The organism is Streptosporangium sp. NBC_01469 (assembly GCF_036227305.1).
Lineage (GTDB): Bacteria > Actinomycetota > Actinomycetes > Streptosporangiales > Streptosporangiaceae > Streptosporangium.
This window is the reverse complement of the sequence record NZ_CP109465.1, coordinates 1,353,900-1,376,442: the sequence shown is the minus strand read 5'-3', so window position 1 is coordinate 1,376,442 and position 22,543 is coordinate 1,353,900. Positions and strand designations below refer to the sequence as shown.

Annotated in this window: 15 protein-coding genes, 1 tRNA gene, 2 pseudogenes and 2 CRISPR repeat arrays; of the genes and pseudogenes, 7 read left to right on the top strand and 11 right to left on the bottom strand. The window is 68.9% G+C overall.

Annotated elements, in window-relative coordinates; translation table 11 throughout:
* Positions 1-274 precede the first annotated feature (274 nt).
* From cas6e to OG587_RS06115, 9 genes and pseudogenes are all read right to left on the bottom strand, one after another.
* The gene (gene cas6e / locus OG587_RS06155; protein WP_329093756.1) at positions 275-964 is read right to left on the bottom strand and encodes a type I-E CRISPR-associated protein Cas6/Cse3/CasE; all 690 of its coding nucleotides are present in this window, start codon (positions 962-964) and stop codon (positions 275-277) included.
* On the bottom strand, positions 964-1,701 hold the full coding sequence (cas5e, locus tag OG587_RS06150; protein WP_329087690.1) for a type I-E CRISPR-associated protein Cas5/CasD: 738 nt from the start codon (positions 1,699-1,701) through the stop codon (positions 964-966). Before cas5e ends, cas6e begins: the two co-directional genes overlap by 1 nt.
* A complete protein-coding gene (cas7e, locus tag OG587_RS06145; protein WP_329087688.1) occupies positions 1,698-2,903 on the bottom strand; it encodes a type I-E CRISPR-associated protein Cas7/Cse4/CasC in 1,206 nt (401 codons plus the stop codon). Before cas7e ends, cas5e begins: the two co-directional genes overlap by 4 nt.
* Complete coding sequence (casB, locus tag OG587_RS06140; protein WP_329087685.1) at positions 2,900-3,559, bottom strand: type I-E CRISPR-associated protein Cse2/CasB; 660 nt, start codon at positions 3,557-3,559, stop codon at positions 2,900-2,902. Before casB ends, cas7e begins: the two co-directional genes overlap by 4 nt.
* Before the next feature lie 68 nt (positions 3,560-3,627).
* The gene (gene casA / locus OG587_RS06135) at positions 3,628-5,337 is read right to left on the bottom strand and encodes a type I-E CRISPR-associated protein Cse1/CasA (protein WP_329087683.1); all 1,710 of its coding nucleotides are present in this window, start codon (positions 5,335-5,337) and stop codon (positions 3,628-3,630) included.
* Complete coding sequence (cas3, locus tag OG587_RS06130) at positions 5,327-8,278, bottom strand: CRISPR-associated helicase Cas3' (RefSeq protein ID WP_329087682.1); 2,952 nt, start codon at positions 8,276-8,278, stop codon at positions 5,327-5,329. Before cas3 ends, casA begins: the two co-directional genes overlap by 11 nt.
* A gap of 337 nt (positions 8,279-8,615) precedes the next feature.
* Positions 8,616-9,132: a CRISPR direct-repeat array (repeat unit 29 nt; unit sequence GTGCTCCCCGCGCCCGCGGGGATGGTCCC).
* A 104-nt stretch (positions 9,133-9,236) separates the two neighbouring features.
* The gene (gene istB / locus OG587_RS06125) at positions 9,237-10,049 is read right to left on the bottom strand and encodes an IS21-like element helper ATPase IstB (RefSeq protein WP_329093754.1); all 813 of its coding nucleotides are present in this window, start codon (positions 10,047-10,049) and stop codon (positions 9,237-9,239) included.
* Positions 10,049-11,292 (bottom strand): annotated as a pseudogene (istA, locus tag OG587_RS06120) (IS21 family transposase). The gene istB and the pseudogene istA overlap by 1 nt, the downstream one beginning before the upstream one ends.
* Positions 11,293-11,366: 74 nt before the next feature.
* Positions 11,367-12,741: direct repeats of the CRISPR family, unit length 29 nt; unit sequence GTGCTCCCCGCGCCCGCGGGGATGGTCCC.
* 389 nt (positions 12,742-13,130) lie between these two features.
* Complete coding sequence (locus tag OG587_RS06115; RefSeq protein WP_329087680.1) at positions 13,131-13,478, bottom strand: GntR family transcriptional regulator; 348 nt, start codon at positions 13,476-13,478, stop codon at positions 13,131-13,133.
* Between the two features lie 698 nt (positions 13,479-14,176).
* On the opposite strand from OG587_RS06115, the gene OG587_RS06110 reads away from it, so the two are divergent.
* The 4 genes and pseudogenes from OG587_RS06110 to OG587_RS47055 all read left to right on the top strand — a co-directional run.
* Complete coding sequence (locus OG587_RS06110; RefSeq protein ID WP_329087678.1) at positions 14,177-14,575, top strand: hypothetical protein; 399 nt, start codon at positions 14,177-14,179, stop codon at positions 14,573-14,575.
* Complete coding sequence (locus OG587_RS06105; RefSeq protein ID WP_329087676.1) at positions 14,576-15,451, top strand: hypothetical protein; 876 nt, start codon at positions 14,576-14,578, stop codon at positions 15,449-15,451.
* Between the two features lie 106 nt (positions 15,452-15,557).
* Positions 15,558-15,827 (top strand): hypothetical protein, encoded by a 270-nt coding sequence (locus OG587_RS06100; RefSeq protein WP_329087674.1) that lies wholly within the window; start codon positions 15,558-15,560, stop codon positions 15,825-15,827.
* A 5-nt stretch (positions 15,828-15,832) separates the two neighbouring features.
* Positions 15,833-16,945, top strand: a pseudogene (locus OG587_RS47055) (recombinase family protein); the annotation flags it as partial.
* Positions 16,946-16,993: 48 nt separating this feature from the next.
* Here the strand turns inward: OG587_RS47055 and OG587_RS06095 are convergent.
* On the bottom strand, positions 16,994-17,425 hold the full coding sequence (locus tag OG587_RS06095) for a hypothetical protein (protein ID WP_329087672.1): 432 nt from the start codon (positions 17,423-17,425) through the stop codon (positions 16,994-16,996).
* Between the two features lie 64 nt (positions 17,426-17,489).
* Positions 17,490-17,575: transfer RNA gene (locus OG587_RS06090), tRNA-Leu, on the bottom strand.
* A 166-nt stretch (positions 17,576-17,741) separates the two neighbouring features.
* Here OG587_RS06090 and OG587_RS06085 point away from each other — a divergent pair.
* The 3 genes from OG587_RS06085 (at position 17,742) to OG587_RS06075 (ending at position 22,370) form a co-directional block, all read left to right on the top strand.
* Positions 17,742-19,049, top strand: coding sequence for a M20/M25/M40 family metallo-hydrolase (locus OG587_RS06085; protein ID WP_329087670.1), 1,308 nt, complete (start codon positions 17,742-17,744; stop codon positions 19,047-19,049).
* Positions 19,050-19,159: 110 nt separating this feature from the next.
* Entirely contained in the window at positions 19,160-19,780 is a 621-nt protein-coding gene (locus tag OG587_RS06080; RefSeq protein ID WP_329087667.1) for a hypothetical protein, read from the top strand.
* A 244-nt stretch (positions 19,781-20,024) separates the two neighbouring features.
* Positions 20,025-22,370, top strand: a complete 2,346-nt coding sequence (locus tag OG587_RS06075; protein WP_329087666.1) for a chaplin family protein — start codon at positions 20,025-20,027, stop codon at positions 22,368-22,370.
* The last annotated feature ends 173 nt before the right edge of the window (positions 22,371-22,543 follow it).

Below are 22,543 nucleotides of genomic sequence, written 5' to 3'. Positions count from 1 at the left end.
GACGGAGAGCACCAGAACGTCGATTGGCGCATCAGCTACAGTCCGAGGCCATCCCCGCGGATGCGGGGAGCACACACCCAAGACAACGTCGTGGGCTGACCTTGGGGGACCATCCCCGTGGGCATGGGGAGCACCTTCTGCGTCCTTGACGGTGATGGCGTTGTCCTCACGACGCAGGATGCATCGTTCAAGGTAGACGAACGAGAGTCGGCCTGCCATCCAGATGAGCTCACCCGATGAGGACATGCCTTGTCGGCCAATGGCCTCCACGGTGTCAGGCCTTGGCCAGGGTCATCAGGCCGCAGCCGTAGGCTTTGGCCTTGCCGAGCCCGTGGGTGAGGGTGCGCCGTAGCGCGTCAGGGTCGGTGACCTCCAGGCGCCCGTCGTAGGTGACCGTCACCAAGGTCACCGACCCACGGTGTCCGGCTTTTTTGAAAGCGAGCTGGCGCCGGTCGTAGACGATGAGCTCGTGCTCGTCGCCGTTGGGGACCAGGCGCTGTTCGGCGGGTTTTTCCACCACTTTGAACCCGGCGCCTTCCTGGCGTTGTAGCAGCCAGCGCAGCTGGTGGTGGGGGGTGATGTGCGCGGTGCGTTTGGTGGGTTCGTCGTCGGTGCGGCGGATGTGGTGGACCGGGTTGGCGGTGAGCCGAAACGCCCACTGCTCGCCTGCGGCCAGCCGGGAGAGGAACGGCTGGTAGTCGTAGGTGTGCCAGCGTCCGGTTTCGGGCCAGCCGGCTTGCTCGACCAGGTGGGTGAGGTCGGGTTTGGCGGGGCTGACGAGGTAGAGGTGGGTTTCGGCGCGGCTGGTGCGGTCGATGCGCCACAACACCCGCGCCCTGTCGCCCGCGGCCGCGGGGATTTCGGCGAAGGAGGACATCACGGCGGCGTGCAGCATCTGTGGTGAGGACAGCAGTCTGCGGGCGCCGACCCGGGCGGTGTTGAGGCGGAACCGGGTCAGGTGCATCACGCGTCTCCCAGCACGGACGTCGGGTCATGGTCAGGGCGGGCCGCACGCGCGGCCCGGGTGGCGTGGGTGGGGCGGGCGGCGGGGTTGGGCACGTTCACCCGGTCTCGGCGCACTCCGCGTAGCGCGTAGCGGCGGTGCAGTGGGTCGAAGCTGATCGGCTGGTCGCGCAGGCTCTCAACCTGCCCGTCAGCCGCGGTGGCCTCCAGCAGCAGTTCCAGGTCGACGTGGGAGGCCTCGCGGTGGCGGCGCTGATACCAGCACGCGGCTCGCCACTTTTGCTTTCTCAGCGCCTCCTCCAGAGTGAGGTTGTGATGGAGGTCCAGGTCCACCGGTCGTGACGGCGGGCAGGAGCGGCGTCCCAGGTATGGCAGGAACACCGGGGTGAGCAGCGCCCGGTACAGCTGGTCGATCAGCACCGGTTCGCCTTCGAGGGCTGCGACGAAGACGGCATCAGCCAGGTAGAAGCGCTCAGAGACCGGCAGGGCTTCGCCGGTGGTGAAGCGGTGGGCGGTGTGGAAGTCGCGCAGCACAGTGCCGCGCTGGTCGACGCGCACTCCGAAACGCAGCGCCGCCAGATCGTCAAGGTTCTCCCATCGCTGGCGGCCTTGAGCGGCGGCCAGCAAGCCGATGATGCCGCTTTTGGTGGGGGCGGGCTCGGTGGAGCGCCGGGCGAAACGCGACGAGGCCCCCCAAGACTGCAGGGGGCCGGCGAGTTGCATCACTAGGACGCTCATGCCTCGTCCTGCCGACGGGCGACCTCCGCGCCGATCGCCTCCACAAGGCTGGCGAGCGATACCTCGCTACCGAGGCCGGACAAGGCTTCGGTGTTCTTGCCGACGCGCAACACCCAGGTGGGAGTGGTGTCGGTGAGGCCGTAAGCGCGCTCCAGGTCGGGGATGTAGGAGGCCAGCACCTCACACGCCTGGCGCAGGTGGCCGCCGATTTCGGGCTCAGCCCGGCACGGCTCCTCGAACGCGGCGACGAAACTGATCGGCCGAGACGAGCGCAGCTTCACCACCACCGCATCAGGCAGGGTGTGGTTGCCGAAGGTGTTGAGTTTCCCTGTGGGCAGGGAGGTGAGGAAACACTGCAGGAACGCCTCGACGGCGCGGCGCACAGGGTCGGTGAGCGGCTCGTCCTCGCGTAGCCCCTTGCCGAGGTTCTTGCGCAGCAGGTCCACATCGACGGCGGCGTAGCGATACAGGGTGGCGGAGTTGAACTCCACGGTACCGATCATGCCGGCGCCCAGGTCGTCGTCTTCGCGCATCTTGTAGTCATCGACCGCAGTGAAGTAGTCGGATTCGTTGTCCACCCGGTGCACGCTGATGGCATGCGCGACCTGCGCGGCGGCATCGACGTTGATGTCGGCGCCGTCGGCGACCATGCGGCCGAACAGGGCGATGTCGACCGAGTGCCGGCTGTTGGCGATCTGCTTGGCCTGCTCCTTGATGGATTTGTCCTTGAAGTAGTCCTTACCGGCGCCATGGCCCTTGACGGCGAGCTCAGCCAGGCCGTCCAGCTGGTGGGCGCTGAGGAACATCAAATACCGCGACTCGGGGGCGGCCTCGCTCCCGCCCTTGGCCTTGTCCTTGGCGGTTTCGGTTTTGCGTTTGGGCGCCTCGATTTTCGAGCCGGTCGCCAGCTGGATCGTCTCGGCCGCCAGCTGCCAGGCCTGGGCTTGGTCGATCGTCTCGTCCAGCTTGTTAATCCGCTCGGCCAGCAGTTCAGCGACCCGCCGAGTGCGCACCCCGAGCTCGCTGGGGTCCAGCAGGTCATGGAAACTGCGGCGGGTGGCGCGCTTCCAGGCCTGGCTGGAGACCCGGGCGCGGCGCACCCCGCCGTACACGGCGGTTTTGGGGGTGCCGGTGTCGTCGCGGTTCAGGCAGCTCGGCGGGACGGTCTGCAGCACGTGGACGTCGAGGATGGTGCGGCTCATGAGCTGTCCTTGTCGGCGAAGGGAACATCAACGGAAGCGATACCGGAGGGGGTGGTGGTGTCGGGGCGGGGCGCGGGAGAACCGGCGCCGCTCTGTTGGGGGCGGTAGGCGTGAAAGCTGCGGCCCCAGCTTTGGCGGACCTGCCGCAGCCCATCGGGCAATTGGGCCTGATACAGCTGCCGGGCCAGCAGCGCGTAGTCGAGCGGGATGGATACTTTGCGCAGCAGGGAGATGAGGGCGCGCAGCCGGTCGGCGAGCGCGGCCCGGGTCTCGGCGGTTCCGGCGCGCACGAAGCGGCGCCGGATCGGCTCATCGAGGGCGCCGGCGGGCATCAGCCGCCGCACCGCTGCTCCCAGCTCGACCCCGGCGCGGTGCATCCCCTGGCCGGTACGGGATTGCTGGTGCAGCGCATACAGGGTGACGGCCAAGAACACGGCGGCCTCGGCCCGCTCGGCGTCGGTTTCCGACAGCTTGCCGTCGGCATACAGCTGCTCGGTGCCGGTCATGCCCCACAGCTGCGGCACCTGTTCGGGGAGTTTGCCCGCGCCGCGGCGCAGCTGCGCCAACGCGGCCACCGCGCTGCTGCGATCAGCGAGATATCCCCGCTGTAGCTCGGCGATGTAGCTGCCGGCGGCATCGGCGACCAGGTCGGCCACCCGCCGACCAGACGCCGAAACAGCAGCAGAGCTCGTAGCGGGGGCAGGGGTAGGTGGGGTGGGTGGGGTCATGTGTGTGCCTGCGCGTTCTGCCGGTCGCCGTCATGGTCGCCAGAGCCGGGCTCGGCACCATCGGGGGCGGGGGTGGTTGCGGGTAGTGCTGTGCGGAGCCGGGCGTGAAATACCCGGTCGGCGTGGGAGGCGGTCAACCAGAGCTCCTGACCTTTCTTCGTGGTGACGATGCGCCCGTCCCAGGCGGCATCTCCTGCGGAGCGCACCAGCTGGCGCCCCAGCTGGGCGGTGAGGCGGTGCGCTTGGTGTTGCCAGTGGGATCTGCGCTGTGCGGGGTCCTGGCCTGGGCGCAGGCCGGCGAGCCAGTCGCGAAAGGGCCCGTCCAGGGTGGCGAATCCCAGCTCGCGTGCCGCACTGCGTGGCGGGTCGGGTTCGGCGCCGGCGGCCCGGGCCAGATCGGTGGCCAGATCGCCGAGCACGTTCACCGCTGCTTCGGCATCGGCGACCGCGTCGATCGCGGCCTGGCCGAGCCCGCTGTCGCGCTCGTGCAAGAGCACCACCGGCATCGCGACGGCGTCGTCGATCACCTCGTCGATGACGGACTGCTGGGTGCCGTAGATCGCGCCGAACAGCCGCGCCCGGATCAGAAAATCCGCGGGCAGGTCACCTTCCACCGTGAGGCGGGCCACCCAGTCCAGAATGCGTGGCCGCACGATGGCCGCGGCCTCGGCGCGTTGTTCGGCGCCGTGCGTGCGGCCGGCGACCAGCGCGCCGAGCCCCCGCCAGGCACTTCGGCTCACATCGTGCTCGCGCGGCAGATACACCTGCGCCAGGCCGAGTTTCTTCTCCTGAAAAGCGCTGCGTCGCCAGCCGGTCATCGGTTCGCGCTGATGCTTGTTGTGCGCGGCCAGCGGGTCGCCGTAGGCCAGGACCACCCCGTGCACGCCGTCGTCGTCGAAGGCCAGCCGCACCCGCCGCGACTGCCAGGTATACACATCACGCACCCCGGCCGGGCGCCTGCTCAGCTCCACCACCTCGGTCTGCGCCGGACCAGGCGGCGGGTGGCGCCAGGCGGGCACATCGCCGGGGTCGATGCGCAAGGTGTCGGTGTCGAAGGCGATCAGGTTCAACAGCAACGTCTCGCGCAGGCTCCCCCCCTCCACCACTACCCCGCCCAGCGCGCCGGCCCAGGCGACCCCTTGGGGGTAGACCTTGCCGCCCTTGACCCGCAGGTCGCCGACCGCGCCGGTTTTGATACCGGAGGTGTCAAAAGCGTGGGCGTGCACCACCCAGCGGGCGGCCTCGGCGAAGCCCAGCCGCCGCACGCCGCGGGCCCGCATGGTGAAGAACGGCGCCCCGTTGGGCACATCGGCCACCAGGCGATCCAGCGAGCTGACCTCACCGCTGACGCTGCGCAGGCCCGCGGTCTGGAAGAAGGGCTGGGTCGGGTGCAGCAGGTCCAGGCGGTCGCGGTGACGTTCCAGGTAGTCGCTGATGCGGGCAACGGGTAGCCCGTCGTCCCATAGCTGCTGCCACTGCTCCAGATCATCGGGGCCGTCGATCGCGTCGTGCACGATCGCCAATAGCAGCCGCAACAGCGCGAACTCCTGGGTGCACACATCCCCCACCAGCCGCCGCACGCCTTCGGCCTGGGTGAATACCTGCTGCAGTGACAGCTCGTCCTGGCTGCCGTCGTGGCGCTGCACCATCAGCCATGGGGTGCGGGTCAAATCAAACGACGCAGGGGCGGTGGGTTCAGTGGGCACGGCTCACCTTCAGACCATCGGTGGGGGTGTAGTGCAGGTCATAGCCCGCCAGGCGGGCCCGGCCCTGCTCATCGAGCATCAAGATCAGCTCCCCGGCCAGCCACGGGCTGTCGGGGCTCTGCCAGGCCGGCACGCAATCGGCCTCTAGCTCCGCGATCGCCCGATCCACGCTCTGGGGGGTGGAGAAGTGGTAGGGCAGCCGCAGCCCGCACGAGGCCACGATGCGCGCCAGCTGCGGGTCGGGGGCGACCTCGGTGGGCAACTCCAGCCCGCCCCGGCCCGGCCCCAGCCACGGCAGCGTGATCAACGTTCCGTTGGGGCGGCGTTGCACGACCAGCACCTCCAACGACTCGGCGCCGTCGCGGACCTGGGCCCGGCCGGTGCGGGTGTCATCGGCGTCGCCGACCCCGGCGTCGATCCAGCCGATCAGCGCCCGGCCGGCTCGGCCGACCTCGTTGACCTGAAAACCGCGGGCCTTGTCCTGCTGTTGTGCGTGGTGCAGGTCCTGCTCGCCGCGCGCGCGATCCATCTCCTCCTGCCAAGAAGGCGGGCCGATCGGGTCGGGCCCGTAGGCTTTTTGAACGAGCGGGCTGATGTCTTGCGGCAGGCACACCACATCCCCCGACTCGGCAGTTCCGGATAGGTAGGGCTCCAACACCGCCGCCGAGCGCAGCAACGCGTGCCTGCGGTAGATCCGCTGCGAACCCCTCACCGCCTCAACCGGAACCACATCCCAGTTCGCGCCGGTCACCACACAGCGCGCTGCCCGCAGCCGTTCGGGCCGATCGGCTTGGCCTTCGCCGCGCTGATGGCGGTGCAGGCGCCCGATGCGCTGCAACAGAAGATCAACAGGACACAAATCCGACACCAGCAGATCGAAGTCGATGTCCAACGACTGCTCGGCGACCTGGCTGGCCACCACGATGTGCGCCCCGGTGGGCCGATGGCCGGCACGTGTGCCCGGCGGGCCGAACCGGGCCAGCAGATCAGCGTCCTTGCCGGCCCGATCCACATCGACGAACCGGGCGTGCGCCACGGTGACCTGGTCGGCGCCGAACCGCTCGCGCAGGTAGGCGGCGGCCTCCAGGACCCGGTCGACGGTGTTGCGCACCACCAGCACGCAACCGCCGCCGACCAGGTCCTCCTCCAAGCGCTCACCCAGGGCGGCCAGGTCATCGCTCAACCGCTCAAGACGCACCCGCGTGCTGCGGCCGGACGCCGCAACGTCCCACGTCGTGGCCGGCCCGCCCGGCTCGACCATCGTCAGCAGCGGATAGTGATCGGCTTGCGCCACCTTCACAAAAGCGGCCTCACCTGAGGGGTCTTGTGCTGCTGTTCCGGCGTAGGCCGCGGCGAGCTCACGCCGGCGCCCGGCCGGTAGCGTCGCCGACAACACCACCACCGCCACCCGGTAGGCGCCCAGCCACGCCAGCACCCGATCCAGGTAGGAATTCATGTAGGTGTCATAAGCGTGTGCCTCGTCGATCACGACGACCTTGCCCGCCAACGCCAGGTGCCGCAACGCCAGATGACGGCTTTTCAACCCCATGAACAGCAACTGATCGATCGTCCCCACCACGAACGAGGCCAGCATCGCCTTCTTACGGCCCCGCAGCCACTGATGCGCGACCAGCTCGGCAGAAGAGCGGCGCTCACCAGAGCGCGGCCGATCCCCCTGGCCGCCGTCCATCTCCACCCCGCGCACTACCCGCCGGCCGCGGCGCACCAGGTCGGCGTACTCCTCGTTCAACGCCGCCTTGGAATGCGCCAGCACCACCGAACGCCGCCCGCCCCCACCCCCACCCCCGGGCTCGGGTTCGGGGTGGTCATCGGGCAGGCGACGCAGCCAGTCCAGCAACCTTGGGAACATCGCGTTTCCCGTCGCCATGGTGGGCAGCGCCACCAAGCAGCCGCCCGCTCCGCTGCGCGCCGCGAAGATCTCGGCGACCGCCAGCGCGGCCTCGGTCTTGCCCTCCCCCATCGGCGCCTCGATCACCATCAATCCCGGCGAAGACATCGCCCGCGCCGCCTGCACCGCACGTTCTTGCACCGGGCGGATACGCGCTTTTGGCGGCAGCCGAAACCGGGAGGAGAACAACTCGGCCGCCCCCCCGGCGGGGAGTGGGGCTCGCCACGGCGTCGGCAGGTCCAGACCCCGCCACGCCGCCTCCACCCGCTGCCTGCCGCTCTGCTTGCTCGCGTCGGGGAAGTAGGGGAACAGGTCGGGATTGCTGGCGATCCAGTCGGCGACGATGACCAGCCCGCTCAGCGCCACCTGCACCGGCTGCGGCAGTTTGACCTGCCCCCACCCAGCCAGATGATCTGCGACTTCGCACACCTGCGCGCAACGATCAAGGAACTCGTACTGCACCTCTCGCCACCGCGGCGCACACCCCGGGCTGCGCAGCAGCTCAGGATGGAGATTCACCTCGCGGATATCGGCGTGCGTCGGCGCCACCCCATGGTGAGCGCCGATGATGAGGGTGAACGGCAAGGTGGCCGACCGTGCCCACCCGTAGCGGGTGATCAACCACTCCTGCGCCAGCATCTGCCCGGCCAGCCCGTGCCGGGCCAGCCGGCGATCCGGCATCTGCTCCACAGCCGCCATGTCCAGCCCGGCCGCCCGCATCACTTGCGCGAGCGACTCCACCTGGCAGGCGAACGCCGGGGTGGCCTTGCCGACATCGTGAGTGGCCGCCAGCCACACCACCAGCCGCCGCGCCTCCACCTCACCCCCAGCAAGCGCCTCGGCGATCAGCCGCCGCACCTGCAGGGGAACCCAGCGATCCCACAACAGCCCGGCCACCGCGCCGCTGTCGGCCAGATGCCGCCACAACGGCAACCACCCATCACCATCACGGTCATGCTTGGCCCAGACCGTACGCGCCGCATCCGAAAGCCCGTCAACGAAACGGTCAACCAACGGCTCCTCATTGAGCATGCGGCCATTTAAGCCACCACCACCGACAAAAATTCACGAACCACAAATCCCCGACACCTTAAGCACCAAAAGAGCGAAATACTCACATTCATTCAAAGAATCCCTTTAATGACAGAGAGTCCAAAACGTCGGCCCTCTGAGGCTCTGACCGGCTGAGAGGCTACGCTTGCCCAACGCGCAACCCCGGAAGGCGCGGCCCGTTCGCAAGACACCGGCCGCCTCCTCGTTGAGATACTTGATAACTCGATCGAAAAAACCGTAAATGTGTAGAATGTCGCATTCTTTGAAAGTGTTCGAAATCCACGCCCGCCGCCGATAACCCTCCAGGTCAACGAGTGTGCTCCCCGCGCCCGCGGGGATGGTCCCGACTTCGAGGCGGTCGGCCCGCCTTCGGCCGGGTGCTCCCCGCGCCCGCGGGGATGGTCCCATCAGCGGTTCGGGCCCGCGCTCGGCGGTGCGGTGCTCCCCGCGCCCGCGGGGATGGTCCCGGGCTGGTGGCCCCCCTGGTAGCCCCCGTAGCGTGCTCCCCGCGCCCGCGGGGATGGTCCCGTCGCCCGCTCCACCGCCCAGACCCGCGCCGAGTGCTCCCCGCGCCCGCGGGGATGGTCCCAGGCAGAACTCGCCGAAAAGGCGGGCATCAGCGTGCTCCCCGCGCCCGCGGGGATGGTCCCAGGACGTGGAAGCTCTGGTCGAGGGCGTACGCGTGCTCCCCGCGCCCGCGGGGATGGTCCCAGGCAGAACTCGCCGAAAAGGCGGGCATCAGCGTGCTCCCCGCGCCCGCGGGGATGGTCCCACGAGGCTCGTCAACGCCAGGCCGCCCGCTGAGTGCTCCCCGCGCCCGCGGGGATGGTCCCAGGTGCAGACGTGTGGCAACGTTTTGACGTACGTGTGTCGACGTCGTTCGAACCGTGACCCCCTATCGGCGTCTGAAAGCTGACCCCTGTCGTGTACTTGATTGTTACTGGTCGTTGCTGGGATTGGCCGCTGGCACGCGGCCGAGGTCACGGTTTTTGAGGCGGTAGCTGTCTCCCTTCAGGCTGATGACTTCGGCGTGGTGGACCAGCCGGTCGATCATGGCGGCGGCCACGACATCGTCGCCGAACACCTCTCCCCAGCGTCCGAAGGGCTTGTTGCTGGTGACGATCAAACTGGCCCGCTCATAGCGGCTGGAGACCAGCTGGAAGAACAGATTGGCCGCCTCGGGTTCGAAGGGGATGTAGCCAACCTCGTCCACGATCAACACCGGGATCCGAGACAGCTTGATGAGCTCGGCCTGCAGCGTGCCGGCGGCATGAGCCTCAGCCAGCCGGGCGACCCATTGAGCGGCGGTGGCGAAGGCGACCCGGTGCCCGGCCTGACAGGCCCGGATGCCCAGGCCGATGGACAGATGGGTCTTGCCGGTTCCGGGCGGGCCAAGGAAGACCACGTTGTCCTTGGCGGTGACGAAGTCCAGCGTGCCCAGATGTGCGATGACCTCGCGTTTAAGGGAACGCTGGTGGTCGTAGTCGAAGTCTTCCAACGCCTTGCGGGCCGGAAAGCGGGCGAAGCGGATCCGGGCCTCGCCGCCGTGTGATTCCCGGGCGGCGACCTCGCGTTGCAAGCACGCGGCCAGAAACTCCTCATGCGTCCACGACTCGGCCCTGGCCCGCTCAGCCAGCCGATCGATGGCCGCTGCCAGGGACGGGGCCTTGAGCACCCGGGTCAGATAGGACAGCTCGGCCGCGACGTTGCGGCCGCTGGTCGTGGTGGTATTCGTGCCGGTCGCGGCCATCACGCCACCCCCTCGATGCCCAGTAGCGCGTCGTAGTCACTCAGCCGACGCTGCTCGACCTCGACCTCGACCTCGACCTCGGTTTTAGCCGAGGCAATGGCGGTGCGCAGGCAAGTGCGGCGCATCGCGGCGGGGCGGCTTGCGCATGCAGCGCGTCGGTGATGGTCTGGTGCGGCGCCCAGCACCGCAGGTGGCGGCCCACCAACTGCCCGCCACAGGTCACCGTGACCTCCTCCAAGCCAGCGACCACCTCCACCAGGCGGCCGATCACCGAGGGGTGCACCGAGTAGTCACACGAGGCGACACGAACGTAGTGATCGCGCGCCAGCCGGGTCGAGGTGCGCCAGCCAACGGCCGGAGCGATCGGCGGCAACGCCACCATTGCCGCCAGATCGGCGTGCAGTCGATCCAGGGGCCGGCACTGGATGCGCCGATGATGGCGTCCGTTGGCCAAAGGGAGCCAGTCGGCCAGCTGGGTGTTGAAGTCCTGCGGGCAGGCAAACTCCCTGCCGGGCAGAAACGAGGTTTCCAAATAGCCGTTGGCCCGCTCAACCAGCCCCTTAGCCTCGGGATCACCCGGTCGACACTGCAAGATGCCCACTCCCAGCGCTCCGCGAAAGGCGTTGGCGTCCGCGGTGAGCTGCGGCGTGCCGCCTCGCCACTGGCCGATCGCGCCCTCGTTGTCCCACACCAACGTCTTGGGCACCGCGCCCAGCTCCGACAACAAAGCCCAGTGTCCGGCGAACAGATCCCCCGCGGTGCGCGAGGGCAGCATCCGGGCCATCATCCACCGCGAGTAGCCGCTGACCATGACCAGCACCGGCGGGCTGGCCAGATGCCCGGCTCCCACCGGAATCTTCACCGGAGGAAACCACAGGTCACACTGGGCCAGTTCACCGGCCTGGTAGGTGGTCCGTGACGCTGGATCAACGGGCTTGAACTGCGGCCGCAACCCACGGATCCGGTCTTTGAGGACCGTGATCGACCGCGTCCAGCCGATCCGCTCGGCGATCACCGTCGCGGGCATGGTCGGAAACTGCGCCAGCAGCGCCCGGATCTGAGGCTCGGCCGCGTCCACGATCGATCCCTTGCTCGGCCGCTCGTACTTCGGCGGGCTGTCGGCCGCCAGCGCCCGTTTCACGGTGTTCTTCGAGATGCCCAGATGCCGAGCGATCGCCTTGATCGGCATCGTCTCGGCTCGATGCAACCGGCGGATCTCCGCCCAGTCCTCCACCTTGATCACCCTCCAGAGTGACTACAAGGGGGTCACTATTCGGCCGTCGCCAGGGGGTCACCGTTCGCGCGTCGTCAACATACGTGCTCCCCGCGCCCGCGGGGATGGTCCCAGGTAAGCCGCATCCATCGCGGTGTCGGTCTGGTGCTCCCCGCGCCCGCGGGGATGGTCCCCCGGTGATCAGCGGGCCAAGGGCCTCCCGGATGTGCTCCCCGCGCCCGCGGGGATGGTCCCCACCTGTTGGAGCTGCCCGCCGACGCCGCCAGGTGCTCCCCGCGCCCGCGGGGATGGTCCCTGAACCACCCGACCCTGACCCCGCAGCTCCCTGTGCTCCCCGCGCCCGCGGGGATGGTCCCGAGATTGTCTCCAGCGAGCGCATCACTCCGATGTGCTCCCCGCGCCCGCGGGGATGGTCCCTTCGAGTCGTACACCTGCCCCGGCTGTGCTGGGTGCTCCCCGCGCCCGCGGGGATGGTCCCATGGTGATGTCCACCACGTTGAGCGAGTAGTTGTGCTCCCCGCGCCCGCGGGGATGGTCCCTACGACTCCGACACGGCGTACTCGGCGACCAAGTGCTCCCCGCGCCCGCGGGGATGGTCCCGGGTACAGGACCGTGTACCCGGTGAACGTCGAGGTGCTTCCCGCGCCCGGCCCCGGTGCTCCCCGCGCCCGCGGGGATGGTCCCCAAGCTGAGGCGGGCCGCGTGGGACTCCGACGGTGCTCCCCGGCTGTTGCTCGGATGCTCCGGGGAGACCTGGTGCTCCCCGCGCTTGCGGGGATGGTCCCGTCATCCGCACCAGCATCCGCGCCAGGCCATCGTGCTCCCCGCGCCCGCGGGGATGGTCCCGACGCGGTGAGCTCCGGGTTGAACGACCGCGAGTGCTCCCCGCGCCCGCGGGGATGGTCCCACGCGAACGCCCGGCTGTCTTCCGTGAGGAGGGTGCTCCCCGCGCCCGCGGGGATGGTCCCTCAGGAAGGTCTACTCGTCCCCGGGCTGCTCCGTGCTCCCCGCGCCCGCGGGGATGGTCCCGATGAGTGCGACGCCACGAACTACGTCCGCAAGTGCTCCCCGCGCCCGCGGGGATGGTCCCGCATTCTCGCTGGCGGCGAGCCGACCCTCCTGGTGCTCCCTGCGTCCGCGGGGATGGCCCCTTCTTCTCCGGCTGGTAAGCGACCAGTTCAGCGTGCTCCCCGTGTCCGTGGGGATGGTCCCTGGCTGGCTTTCGCCTCCAGCTCGGTCTGAGTGTGCTCCCCGCGTCCGCGGGGATGGTCCCCAGGACCGCTCCTGATCCGTCGGCGGGTTCCCGTGCTCCCCGCGCCCGCGGGGATTGGTCCCTACGCCGGGATCGAGTGGCAGGCCCGGAAGCAGTGCTCCCCGCGCCCGCGAGAATGGTCCCAGGTCCGTGCACGTGATGTTGACCAGGCTGAGGGTGCTCCCCGCGCCTGCGGGGATGGCCCCGGAACAGAATCCATGTTCTGTCCTATGTGCCCGCCGCCGTTGCCCCTTTCCGGCTTACTTGGTCTGCCCCTCACTGCCTTTCGCGAGCTCTGGGAGAAGACGCAACCCAGCCGGAACCGTCAGAAACGATCTTATTCAACGGCGGGCGAGAATCGCGGCCGCCCGAGTCTTCCGCGCAGGCCGATGATGGCCTGCGCGGAGCCACACCTCCAGGTAGTCGTCCCTCGCTCCGCTCGGGCCGCTCCACCTGGACCTGTGGCTCCGCGCAGGCCGATTCGGCTGCTGCCAGGAAGAGCCCGGAGTTCCGAGAGGGAGAAATCTCGAAGGTGCGTGGCATTACACGCACGACGTTCTGAAGGGATGGAGCTCGAAGGGATGCGTGGAGGGGGTCAGCGGCCTTCGAGGTCTTTCACGCGAGACTCCAGACCTTCTATGCGTTCGGCCAGCCGGCGCACCTCGGTCATCGCCTGCTGAAGTTCGGAGGACGGCTCATTCTGGTCAGGAGTCTTGACCACGTATGTGCCGCGCGTCGATTGCGTGCTGATCAGGCCATCTTGCGCGAGTTTGTCCAAGGCTCGACGGACTGTCTCGACGGCCACGCCGTAGCGTTGGGCCAACTGCCGCCGCGCCGGAAGCCGTTCGCCGAGCTTGAGTCGACCTGCCGCTACCTCTTGACGCAGGTCGTCTGCGATCTGCAGGTAGGCAGGCTGAGGATCGCTGAAATCAGGCACGGACACAACACCAAGGCTAAGCCCTTCAGCTGTACTAGGAAAGCACAGTTGAGCTATACCTAGATTGAACTAGTACAGTACTGTCTACCTAGACCAAACTGATCGCCAGGCAAGAAGGAAAGGTGAGAGCGATCGCCATGGGCTGATGGCTCCGGCCCGGTGTGATGTCGGCCGTGCTTTGGATCGCTAGCCGGATGGATGTGCGCGCATGGCAAACCAACGGTGCGGCGTGAAGGTGATGAGAACGGCAGGTGGATCGCGAGGCGCTGAAGCGCGGGGCGAATCTTCTGACTCTTTAGAGTCAAGACCAGCAAAGCGATTTGTGTCATCATGGCAAATACGTCTGATACGTACGTGATTCCTGGAACACAAGGGGGTGAGGCGTCTGGGGGATCACCAGCAGTTGGGAAGCGGACAACTACGCATGTCGGCGTAGCTGAACAGCTCCCGCCGAATCATGAAGTTGGTCCTCTGCAAGTTCACTACAGGAGGACCCGGCGCCCGCATCGCTTGCAGGCCAGCTGGCGCCGGGCCTCCCGCCAGACCCACTCGAAGGGAGTAGGTCATGTTCAGCATCCCATCGATCGCGAGCACGGACACCCTAGGGGTGCCTCAATGGCTCATGCCTCGACTGCTGACTCTCGTCACCACTCTGACGGGACGCAGGCATCTTGACAAGATCTCGGCGATCGGAGTCAACGCCGATGGCTGACACCGTTTGGCTGTCGTCAGATGGCCCCCATGGTGACGACTACACCAGCGAGGTCGCCGCAGCCGTGTCCGAGGCCGTCCGGGTCCTCAACCACGCCACGCTCTCCCATGTCGGCGTCACCTATCCGTCCACCGTGTACGACGTCCTCGGCCGTATCGGCATTTCGACAGCTGGGCTTGACCAACTGCTGGGGCAACTCGGCGAGGCGTTGCGGCGCATGCAGGAATCCGGGCAACTGGGTGACGACCATGGCGACCCCGACGAGCGTCTTGACAAGGCCCTGTCAGAACTTGCGGCGGCCCGGAAGACAGCACGTGACCTCGCGCTCCGAATCGACCATGCCTTCAACACCACGGCCGCTCTGCATCTGACAGACAGAGGCAGGCACTAGATGAAACGGGAAGGGCTGTACTTCGACGACCGATTCCCGACTCGGAGGCAGGTAGCAGGCCTGTCGGACGCCGCATTTCGTATACATTTCACAGCGATCTTCTGGTGTGCCCGCAACCTGACCGACGGTGCGGTACTCCAGGAAGACCTGATCGACGTGTGTCCGCGAGTGCGAAAGCCGCTGCGCTTCATCACCGAACTCGTGTCCCGGGGTACCTGGCATCCGCCTGGCGAAGAGTGTCCCTCCGATCTCTGCCCGGCGCCTGTGGCGAAGGGGTGGGTGATCCATGACTTCTTCGCATTCGTGCCCACTAAGGAGCGGGCGGAGAAAGAACGGAAGGCCAACGCCGAGCGGCAGAAGAGGTGGCGAGACAGGCAACGCAACCGGACCGAGCCACCCGCAGTCGACGGTGGCGTTAGTAACGCCAAACGTAACGCGTTACTAACGCCACCCAGTTCCGTCCAGTCCCCGAAGGGGACTAGGACGGAAGAAGATGAAGACAATCAGTCATCTTCTCGTCGTAACGCGCGTGCCTGGGCGAACGACGACGACTCCATCGATCGCGGTATCGTCCAGCTCCTGGCTGAGTTGACCGGCCGCGAGATCCGCCTCCTCGACGCGGCCGCGATCCGCCACACGATCCTCGATGGCCGGCCCGTCAAGTACCGCAGTCGCTACGTGGCCACGGCAATCGAGAAAGACCCCGACAGGTTCCTGCCTGCGGTCGAGGGCGTCGAGCCCAGTCCATCGCTGAGGATCACCCCGGATTGGTGCGGTTACTGCGACGAGCGCACCCGGCAGATGGAACTTCGCGACAACACTGTGGCGCGCTGCCCGGCGTGCCACCCGCTTGCAGCTGAGAGACCTGCGTCATGACCAGACGCAAAGCACCGTCTTGCTTGAGAAAGCACCGCAGGCAACCTGCGCTTTCGACGTCACGGAAACATCCGACCCACCGCCCTGCCGAGGTGTCGGCCGCGACGTGCGGATCTACGCCAAGGTACGGCGGCAAAGCGGCCCCGACTCCAGTACCGCCAAGCACGTCGCCGGGGCCGTACCCCTACCCGCCAGCAACGAACGCATAGGAGCGCCTCTCATCATGACCGCGTCCACCACTCGTAAACAGCGGACTCCGCACATCGTCTTACCAAGTGGACCGCCCCGCCTGACGCCCGGCGCCGCCACGGAACTGCTCGCCATCCTGCTGGAGGCTCACCAAGCCATGCTCGTCAACCGCCCCAACGCCGCATAGGACCCATGAACACCATCCGCTTCGCCTTCTACGGCCGGGTCTCCACCGAGGACAAGCAAGATCCCCAGTCCTCGCGAGGCTGGCAGATCACCCGCTCCCGCGCGCTCATCGAGTCGCGCGGGGGCGTGATCGTCACCGAGTTCTTCGACGTCGACAAGTCCCGCTCGATCCCCTGGCAGCGCCGCCCGCACGCGGCGGCGCTGCTCGCCGAACTACGCAACCCCGACCGCGGCTTCGACGCGGTGGTGATCGGCGAGCCGCAACGAGCCTTCTACGGCAACCAGTACGGCCTGACCTTTCCCGTCTTCGAGCACTTCAGGGTTCCGCTCTGGGTGCCCGAGGTGGGTGGTCCGATCGACCCGAACAACGAGGCTCATGACCTGGTCATGAGCGTGTTCGGCGGTATGAGCAAAGGCGAGCGCAACCGCATCAAGATCCGCGTGCGCAGCGCCATGTCAGCCCAAGCCCAGATGGAAGGCCGCTTTCTGGGAGGTCGGCCGCCTTATGGCTACCGGCTGGCCGACGCGGGCCCACACCCCAACCCGGCCAAGGCGGCCGATGGCAAGCGTGCTCACCGGCTGGAGCTTGATCCCGTCGCCGCACCCGTGGTGGAAGAGATCTTCGCGGTCTTTCTCGACGGCTACGGCCTGTTCGCCATTGCCGAGAGACTGACCCGCAACGGGATTTCCAGCCCATCAGCTCACGATCCGGGCCGGAACCGTCACCGCTCCGGCATCGCCTGGTCCAAGAGCGCGGTGCGCGCCATCTTGACCAACCCCCGCTACACCGGCCACCAGGTGTGGAACCGCCAGCGCAAGGACGAGGTCCTCATCGATGTGGACGATGTCGGCCTGGGCCACACCACGAAGCTCAGGTGGAACTCCAAGCAGGACTGGGTCTGGTCGAAGACAGTCGTTCACCCGCCGATCGTGTCCACAGAGGATTTCGACGCCGTGCAGATGACGCTGACGGGGCGAGGCGATCGCCACACCGACAAGACCCGCAAGCGCACCCCCAAGCCGTACCAGCTCCGGGGGCTGCTGTACTGCGGTGTCTGCGACCGCAGAATGCAGGGCCAATGGGTCAACGACGCGGCCTACTACCGCTGCCGCTTCCCCGAGGAGTACGCCCTGGCCAACCACCTCATGCATCCCCGCAACGTCTACCTACGAGAGGACCGCGTCGTCCCGCGACTGGACCGCTGGCTCGGCCGGCTGTTCGCGCCCCACAACGTTGATCAGACTCTCGACGTCTTGGCGGCCGCACAGGACGTGACACCGCCCAAGGCCCAAGCACTCGCTGTGGCACGCCGCCAGATCACCGAGTGCGACCGCAAGCTCGCCCAGCATCGGGCTGCCCTTGAGGCGGGCGCCGACCCGGCGCTCGTCGCCGGATGGATCCAGGAAGAGCTTGTCCGCAAGACCGCGGCCGAGCAACGCCTCGGCCGCGCGCACGTACTGCCTCAGAGGCGGGTGGGGCGTGATGAGCTGGCGGAGATCACGCACAGGCTTGGAGACATGGTGCGAGTTCTCTCGAATGCCGACCCGATCCGGAAGGCCAAGATCTACGCGAACATCGGACTGCGGCTGGTCTACCACCCGTCAAAACAGAAAGTCCTGGTCATGTCTACACATGACCAGGACCCCATAGGGGACCGGTTTGTGTCCGAGGGGGGACTTGAACCCCCATGCCCCGCAAAGGGCACTAGCACCTCAAGCTAGCGCGTCTGCCTATTCCGCCACCCGGACGTGGTGCCTGCACGCGGGACCGTCATCCCGCGTCGGCGGACTCAGGTTAGCAAACTCTTGAGCCGGCGTCATATCGGTAAGAGGGCAGGCACGGGCGGGGTGCCGGGAAGGGGGGTACGGCGGCAGGATGGGAGGTGGAAGCCGTACCGAACCCCAAGGAGTCCACATGACGGCGATCAACGCTGAGGACGAGGTCGTCGGGCTGTGCCGCGACCTGATCCGGATCGACTCGACCAACGCGGGCGACAATTCGGGGCCCGGTGAGCGGGCCGCCGCCGAATACGTGGCCGAGAAACTGTCCGAGGTCGGGCTGGAGCCGAAGATCCTGGAGTCGGACAGCCGCAGGGCCAACGTGATCGCCCGCATCGCGGGGGAGGACTCCTCCCGTGACGCCCTGCTGCTCCACGGGCACCTGGACGTCGTCCCCTTCAACGCCGCCGACTGGACCCAGCACCCGCTCAGTGGTGAGATCGCCGACGGCTGCGTCTGGGGGCGCGGCGCGGTCGACATGAAGAACATGGACGCGATGATCCTCGCGGTCGTGCGGCAGCGGCTCAGCGAGGGCCGCCGGCCGCCGAGGGACGTGGTGCTGGCGTTCACCGCCGACGAGGAGGCGGGGGGCAAGTACGGCGCGCAGTGGCTGGCCGACGAGCACAAGGACCTGTTCGACGGATGCTCCGAGGCGATCGGCGAGGTGGGCGGGTTCAGCGTCTCCATCGACGAGGCGCGCAGGCTCTATCTGATCGAGGCCGCGGAGAAGGGCATCGCCTGGATGCGCCTGACCGCCACCGGCAGGGCCGGGCACGGTTCGATGCTCAACGCCGAGAACGCGGTTACCGAGCTGGCCGAGGCGGTGGGCCGCGTCGGGCGGTACGAGTGGCCGGTCCGGATGACGCGGACGGTCAGGACGTTCCTGGAGGAGACCTCCAAAGCCCTGGAGCTGGAACTCGACCTGGACGACGCGGAGAAGACCGTCGCCAAGCTGGGGCCGCTCGCTCGGATGATCGGCGCCACGCTGCGCAACACCGCCAACCCCACGATGCTGGAGGCCGGTTACAAGGCCAACGTGATCCCCCAGACCGCGACCGCGCACGTGGACGGCCGCTTCCTGCCGGGGTACGAGGACGAGTTCTTCGAGACGCTCGACGAGCTGCTCGGCCCCAACGTGACCAGGGAGTTCGTCTACCACGACATCGCCATCGAGACCGGCTTCGACGGGCCGCTGGTGCGCGCGATGGCCGACGCCCTCCTCGCCGAGGACCCGGGCGCGCTGGCCGTGCCGTACACGCTGTCGGGGGGCACGGACCTCAAGGCGTTCAGCAGGCTGGGCATCCGGGGATTCGGGTTCGCGCCGCTGAGGCTGCCCGCGGACCTGGACTTCTCCGGGATGTTCCATGGCATCGACGAGAGGGTGCCGGTGGATTCGCTCCAGTTCGGAGTCCGGGTCCTTGACCGTTTCCTGGACGGCTGCTGAGCCGTTCCCGGGAAAACCGTTGTGTTGACTCGATGTGGTGCTAGCGTAACTCTCCGTTGAGGGATGGCTCGTGTCCAAGCGGGCCCGTCCAGGAGCTTTGGGGAGGTCACGTGGCGCGTGTGCCGCACGGGCAGTGGAGGGCGTCCTCGCCCGCTGTCCGACGCGCGCCCGTGGCCCTTCCCGTCGACGACACGATCCCCGGCCGGGCTGACCGGATGGCGCGGTTCGCGGCCGGCACTCGGCGGGGCGTCAGGCGAGCCCTCGCTATCGGCGGTCTCCTGGCCGCCGCATGGCTGCTCGCGGTCGTCTTCGGGCTCCTCGGCGCCGCTCCCGCGGTCGCGGACACCACCGCGACGACAGGGGAGGCCCGCTCCCAGACCCCTCACACAGCCGCTTCCGGATCGGCCCTCGGGGCCGGTGTCTTCCCCACGGTCAGCGGCGGGTTGTCGGCGACGCACAACGCCGAAGCCATGGCGGGGCGAGGTGTGGACGGGCTCACCAGCCAGTCCAAGCCGGGGTTCCCGGCACCCGCCACCGTCGAACACGGCTCTGGCGCCAATGGATTCGTGCCCCAGAGCGGTGGTGGATCCGGCCTCTCAGGACCGGGTCCGGGAGATGTCGCGTGGTTCGCCTACGATCCGCGGCAGGTGACGCAGCGTGTCCCGCCGGCGTTCGTGCTCCCCCCTGTCGTCCGTACAGCGGCGGACGACCCTTCTTTCTCCCCTGACTGATCTCGTCTCGCGGACCGGCCCATCCCCTCTCGGGTGATCAGCCGGTCGCGGAGCCTGCCTTCATCCTCCATCCCCAGGAGAGCCACTCCGTCGGTGAGCGATCAGCAGGCCGGAGAAAAGGCAATTCCCAATTCCTCGTGACGGTCCTCGGGGCCTCCGCTGTGCGGGCCTGTCCGGCCCTCGCACGGCTTCGTACGCCCTCACGAGGGTCAGGTCCCCCCCGAAACTGCTAGGAGCTTCAATCATGCGTACGTGGGTTACGGGCACGGCCCCCGCGGCACTGCTCGCACTGGGCGTCATGGCCATGGGCGGCGGTACGGCCTTCGCCGACACCGACGGTGACCACTCGATCGGCGGAGGCAACCAGGTCAACCTTCCCATCACCCTGCCGATCGACATCAGCGGCAACGCCGCCGGTGTGGCCGGGCAGTCGTCCGCCTCCTCGGAGGGCGGCGCCTCCGTCGAGAACGGCGGTGGCGGTGCGGGCGCCGGTGGCAACACCACGTCCGGCCGGGGCTCCGTGCTGGGTGGCAACCAGGTCGTCGCCCCCATCACCGCGCCCGTCAACGCCTGCGGCAACGCGGTGTCGGTGTTCGGCCGCTCCGAGGCGGGCTGCCGGGGCGGTTCCTCGGTGCGGAACCAGGGCGGGAACGGCGGCGGAGCCGGCGGCAACCGTACGAACGGTGACCACAGCGTCGGCGGCGGCAACCAGGTGGTGGCGCCGATCACCGCGCCGATCAACGCCTGCGGCAACTCCTTCGCGATCTTCGGCGGGGCCACCGCCGGTTGCCGTGGTGGGGCCTCGGTGAGCAACCAGGGCGGGGCCGGTGGCGGAGCGGGCGGCAACCGCACCTCCGGCAGGGGCTCCGTGCTGGGTGGCAACCAGGTGGTGGCGCCGATCACCGCGCCGATCAACATCTGCGGCAACTCGGTCGCCGTCGTCGGCGGGGCCTTCTCCGGTTGCGAGGGTGGCGCCGAGGTCGTCGGCGGCGGCACGCCCGGCGGGCCCGGGAACCCTGGCGGGCCCGGGAACCCTGGCGGGCCTGGAAACCCCGGCGGGCCTGGAAACCCTGGCGGGCCTGGGAACCCCGGTGGCCCTGGGAACCCCGGCGGTCCGGGTCACCCGGGTGGTCCCGGCCACCCTGGCGGGCCTGGGCACCCGGGGGGGCCGGGATGGCCCGGTAAGCCCGGAGGGCACGAGGGGCCCGGCCGGCCCGGTGGCCCCGGAGAGCACGGCAGGCCCGGCGAGCCCGGTTACGGTGACCACGGCGACCGTGGGAAGCGGGGGCCGCGTCCCGGTGGCGGCTGGGAGCACGGCACGCGTCCGGGCGGTCCGGGCTCGGGCGGCCCCGGCGACGGCTGGGAGCGCGGCCCCCGTCCCGGCGGGCCCGACCGGGGTTACGGCCGGCCGGGGAACGACACCGACGGGCGTTTCGGCGCCGGTAGCGGCAACCAGGTGGTCGCGCCGATCACCGCGCCCGCCGAGGTCTGCGGCAACGCCGTCGGCAACGGCCGGCCGGGCTGCCCGGGAGGGGTGTCGGTCCCCGCGGGCCGGGGTGGCGACGCGGGCGCCGGTGGCAACCGCACCTCGGGTCAGCACTCCGTGCTGGGTGGCAACCAGGTGGTGGCGCCGATCACCGCGCCGATCAACGTCTGCGGCAACGCGGTGGCGGTCCTGGGCGGTGCGTTCGCCGGTTGCCAGGGCGGCGCGTCCGTCGGGGGCGGCGGTGGCGCGGGCGCGGGTGGCAACACCACGTCCGGCCGGGGCTCCGTGCTGGGCGGTAACCAGGTGGTGGCGCCGATCACCGCGCCGATCAACGTCTGCGGCAACGCGGTGGGCGTGCTCGGCCAGGCCGCGGCCGCGTGCAGGGGCGGCGCCTCGGTCTCGGGCGGCGCGGGCGCGGGTACGGGCGCCGGTGGCAACCGCACCTCGGGTCAGCACTCCGTGCTGGGTGGCAACCAGGTGGTGGCGCCGATCACCGCGCCGATCAACATCTGCGGCAACGCCGTGGCCGTCCTGGGCGACGCCGCCGCGGGCTGCCTCGGGGGCTCCCGCGTCGGCGGCCCGTCCGGGCGTCCGGGCGGCGGCCAGTGGGGTGGCCCCGGCGGTCACGGCGGCTATGACAATGGTCACGGCGACGGGGATTCCAAGCCCGGCCGGCACAAGACCAGCGGTCTGCTGCCCGCCCTCCCGGCCGTCCCGGCTCTCGGCGGCGCGGCCGGAGAGGCGTCCGCCCCCGGCCTGGCGTCGACGCCCGCGGCCCAGGGCGCGGCGGCGGACCGGTCGCGGTTCCCGGCCGCCGCGCGGCTGCCCGAGCTTCCCGCCGTGCCCGCCGTGCCCGCGAGCCCGGCGAGCGACCGGGCCTCGGAGGCCGGGAACGGTTCCCCGTCGGCTCCTGTCGCCGGCCTGACCTCGACCCCGGCCGGCGCCCTGCCGGTCGGTGACCTGGGCCTGATGAGCGCGGCCCAGCCCGTCGGCGTGACCGGAATGAACATCGGTTCCCTGGTCACCCTGCTGATCGGCGCGATGGCCGCGGCTGCCGCGACGGTCTTCGGCACCACCCGCCGGATCCGTTTCGGCAAGAAGTAAGGCGCGAGAAGTAAGACATTAGTCACCCAATGGACACGCTTTCCCCGAACCACTGAGGAAGGCACCTAGACGCCTCGACGGCCCGGGACAGGACGGCCGCGCCCCCACGGCGCGGCGTCCGCTCGACCGAAGAGGCACGAAAGCTTTGCCCGTTCCGGGGGCGCGGCCCGGAG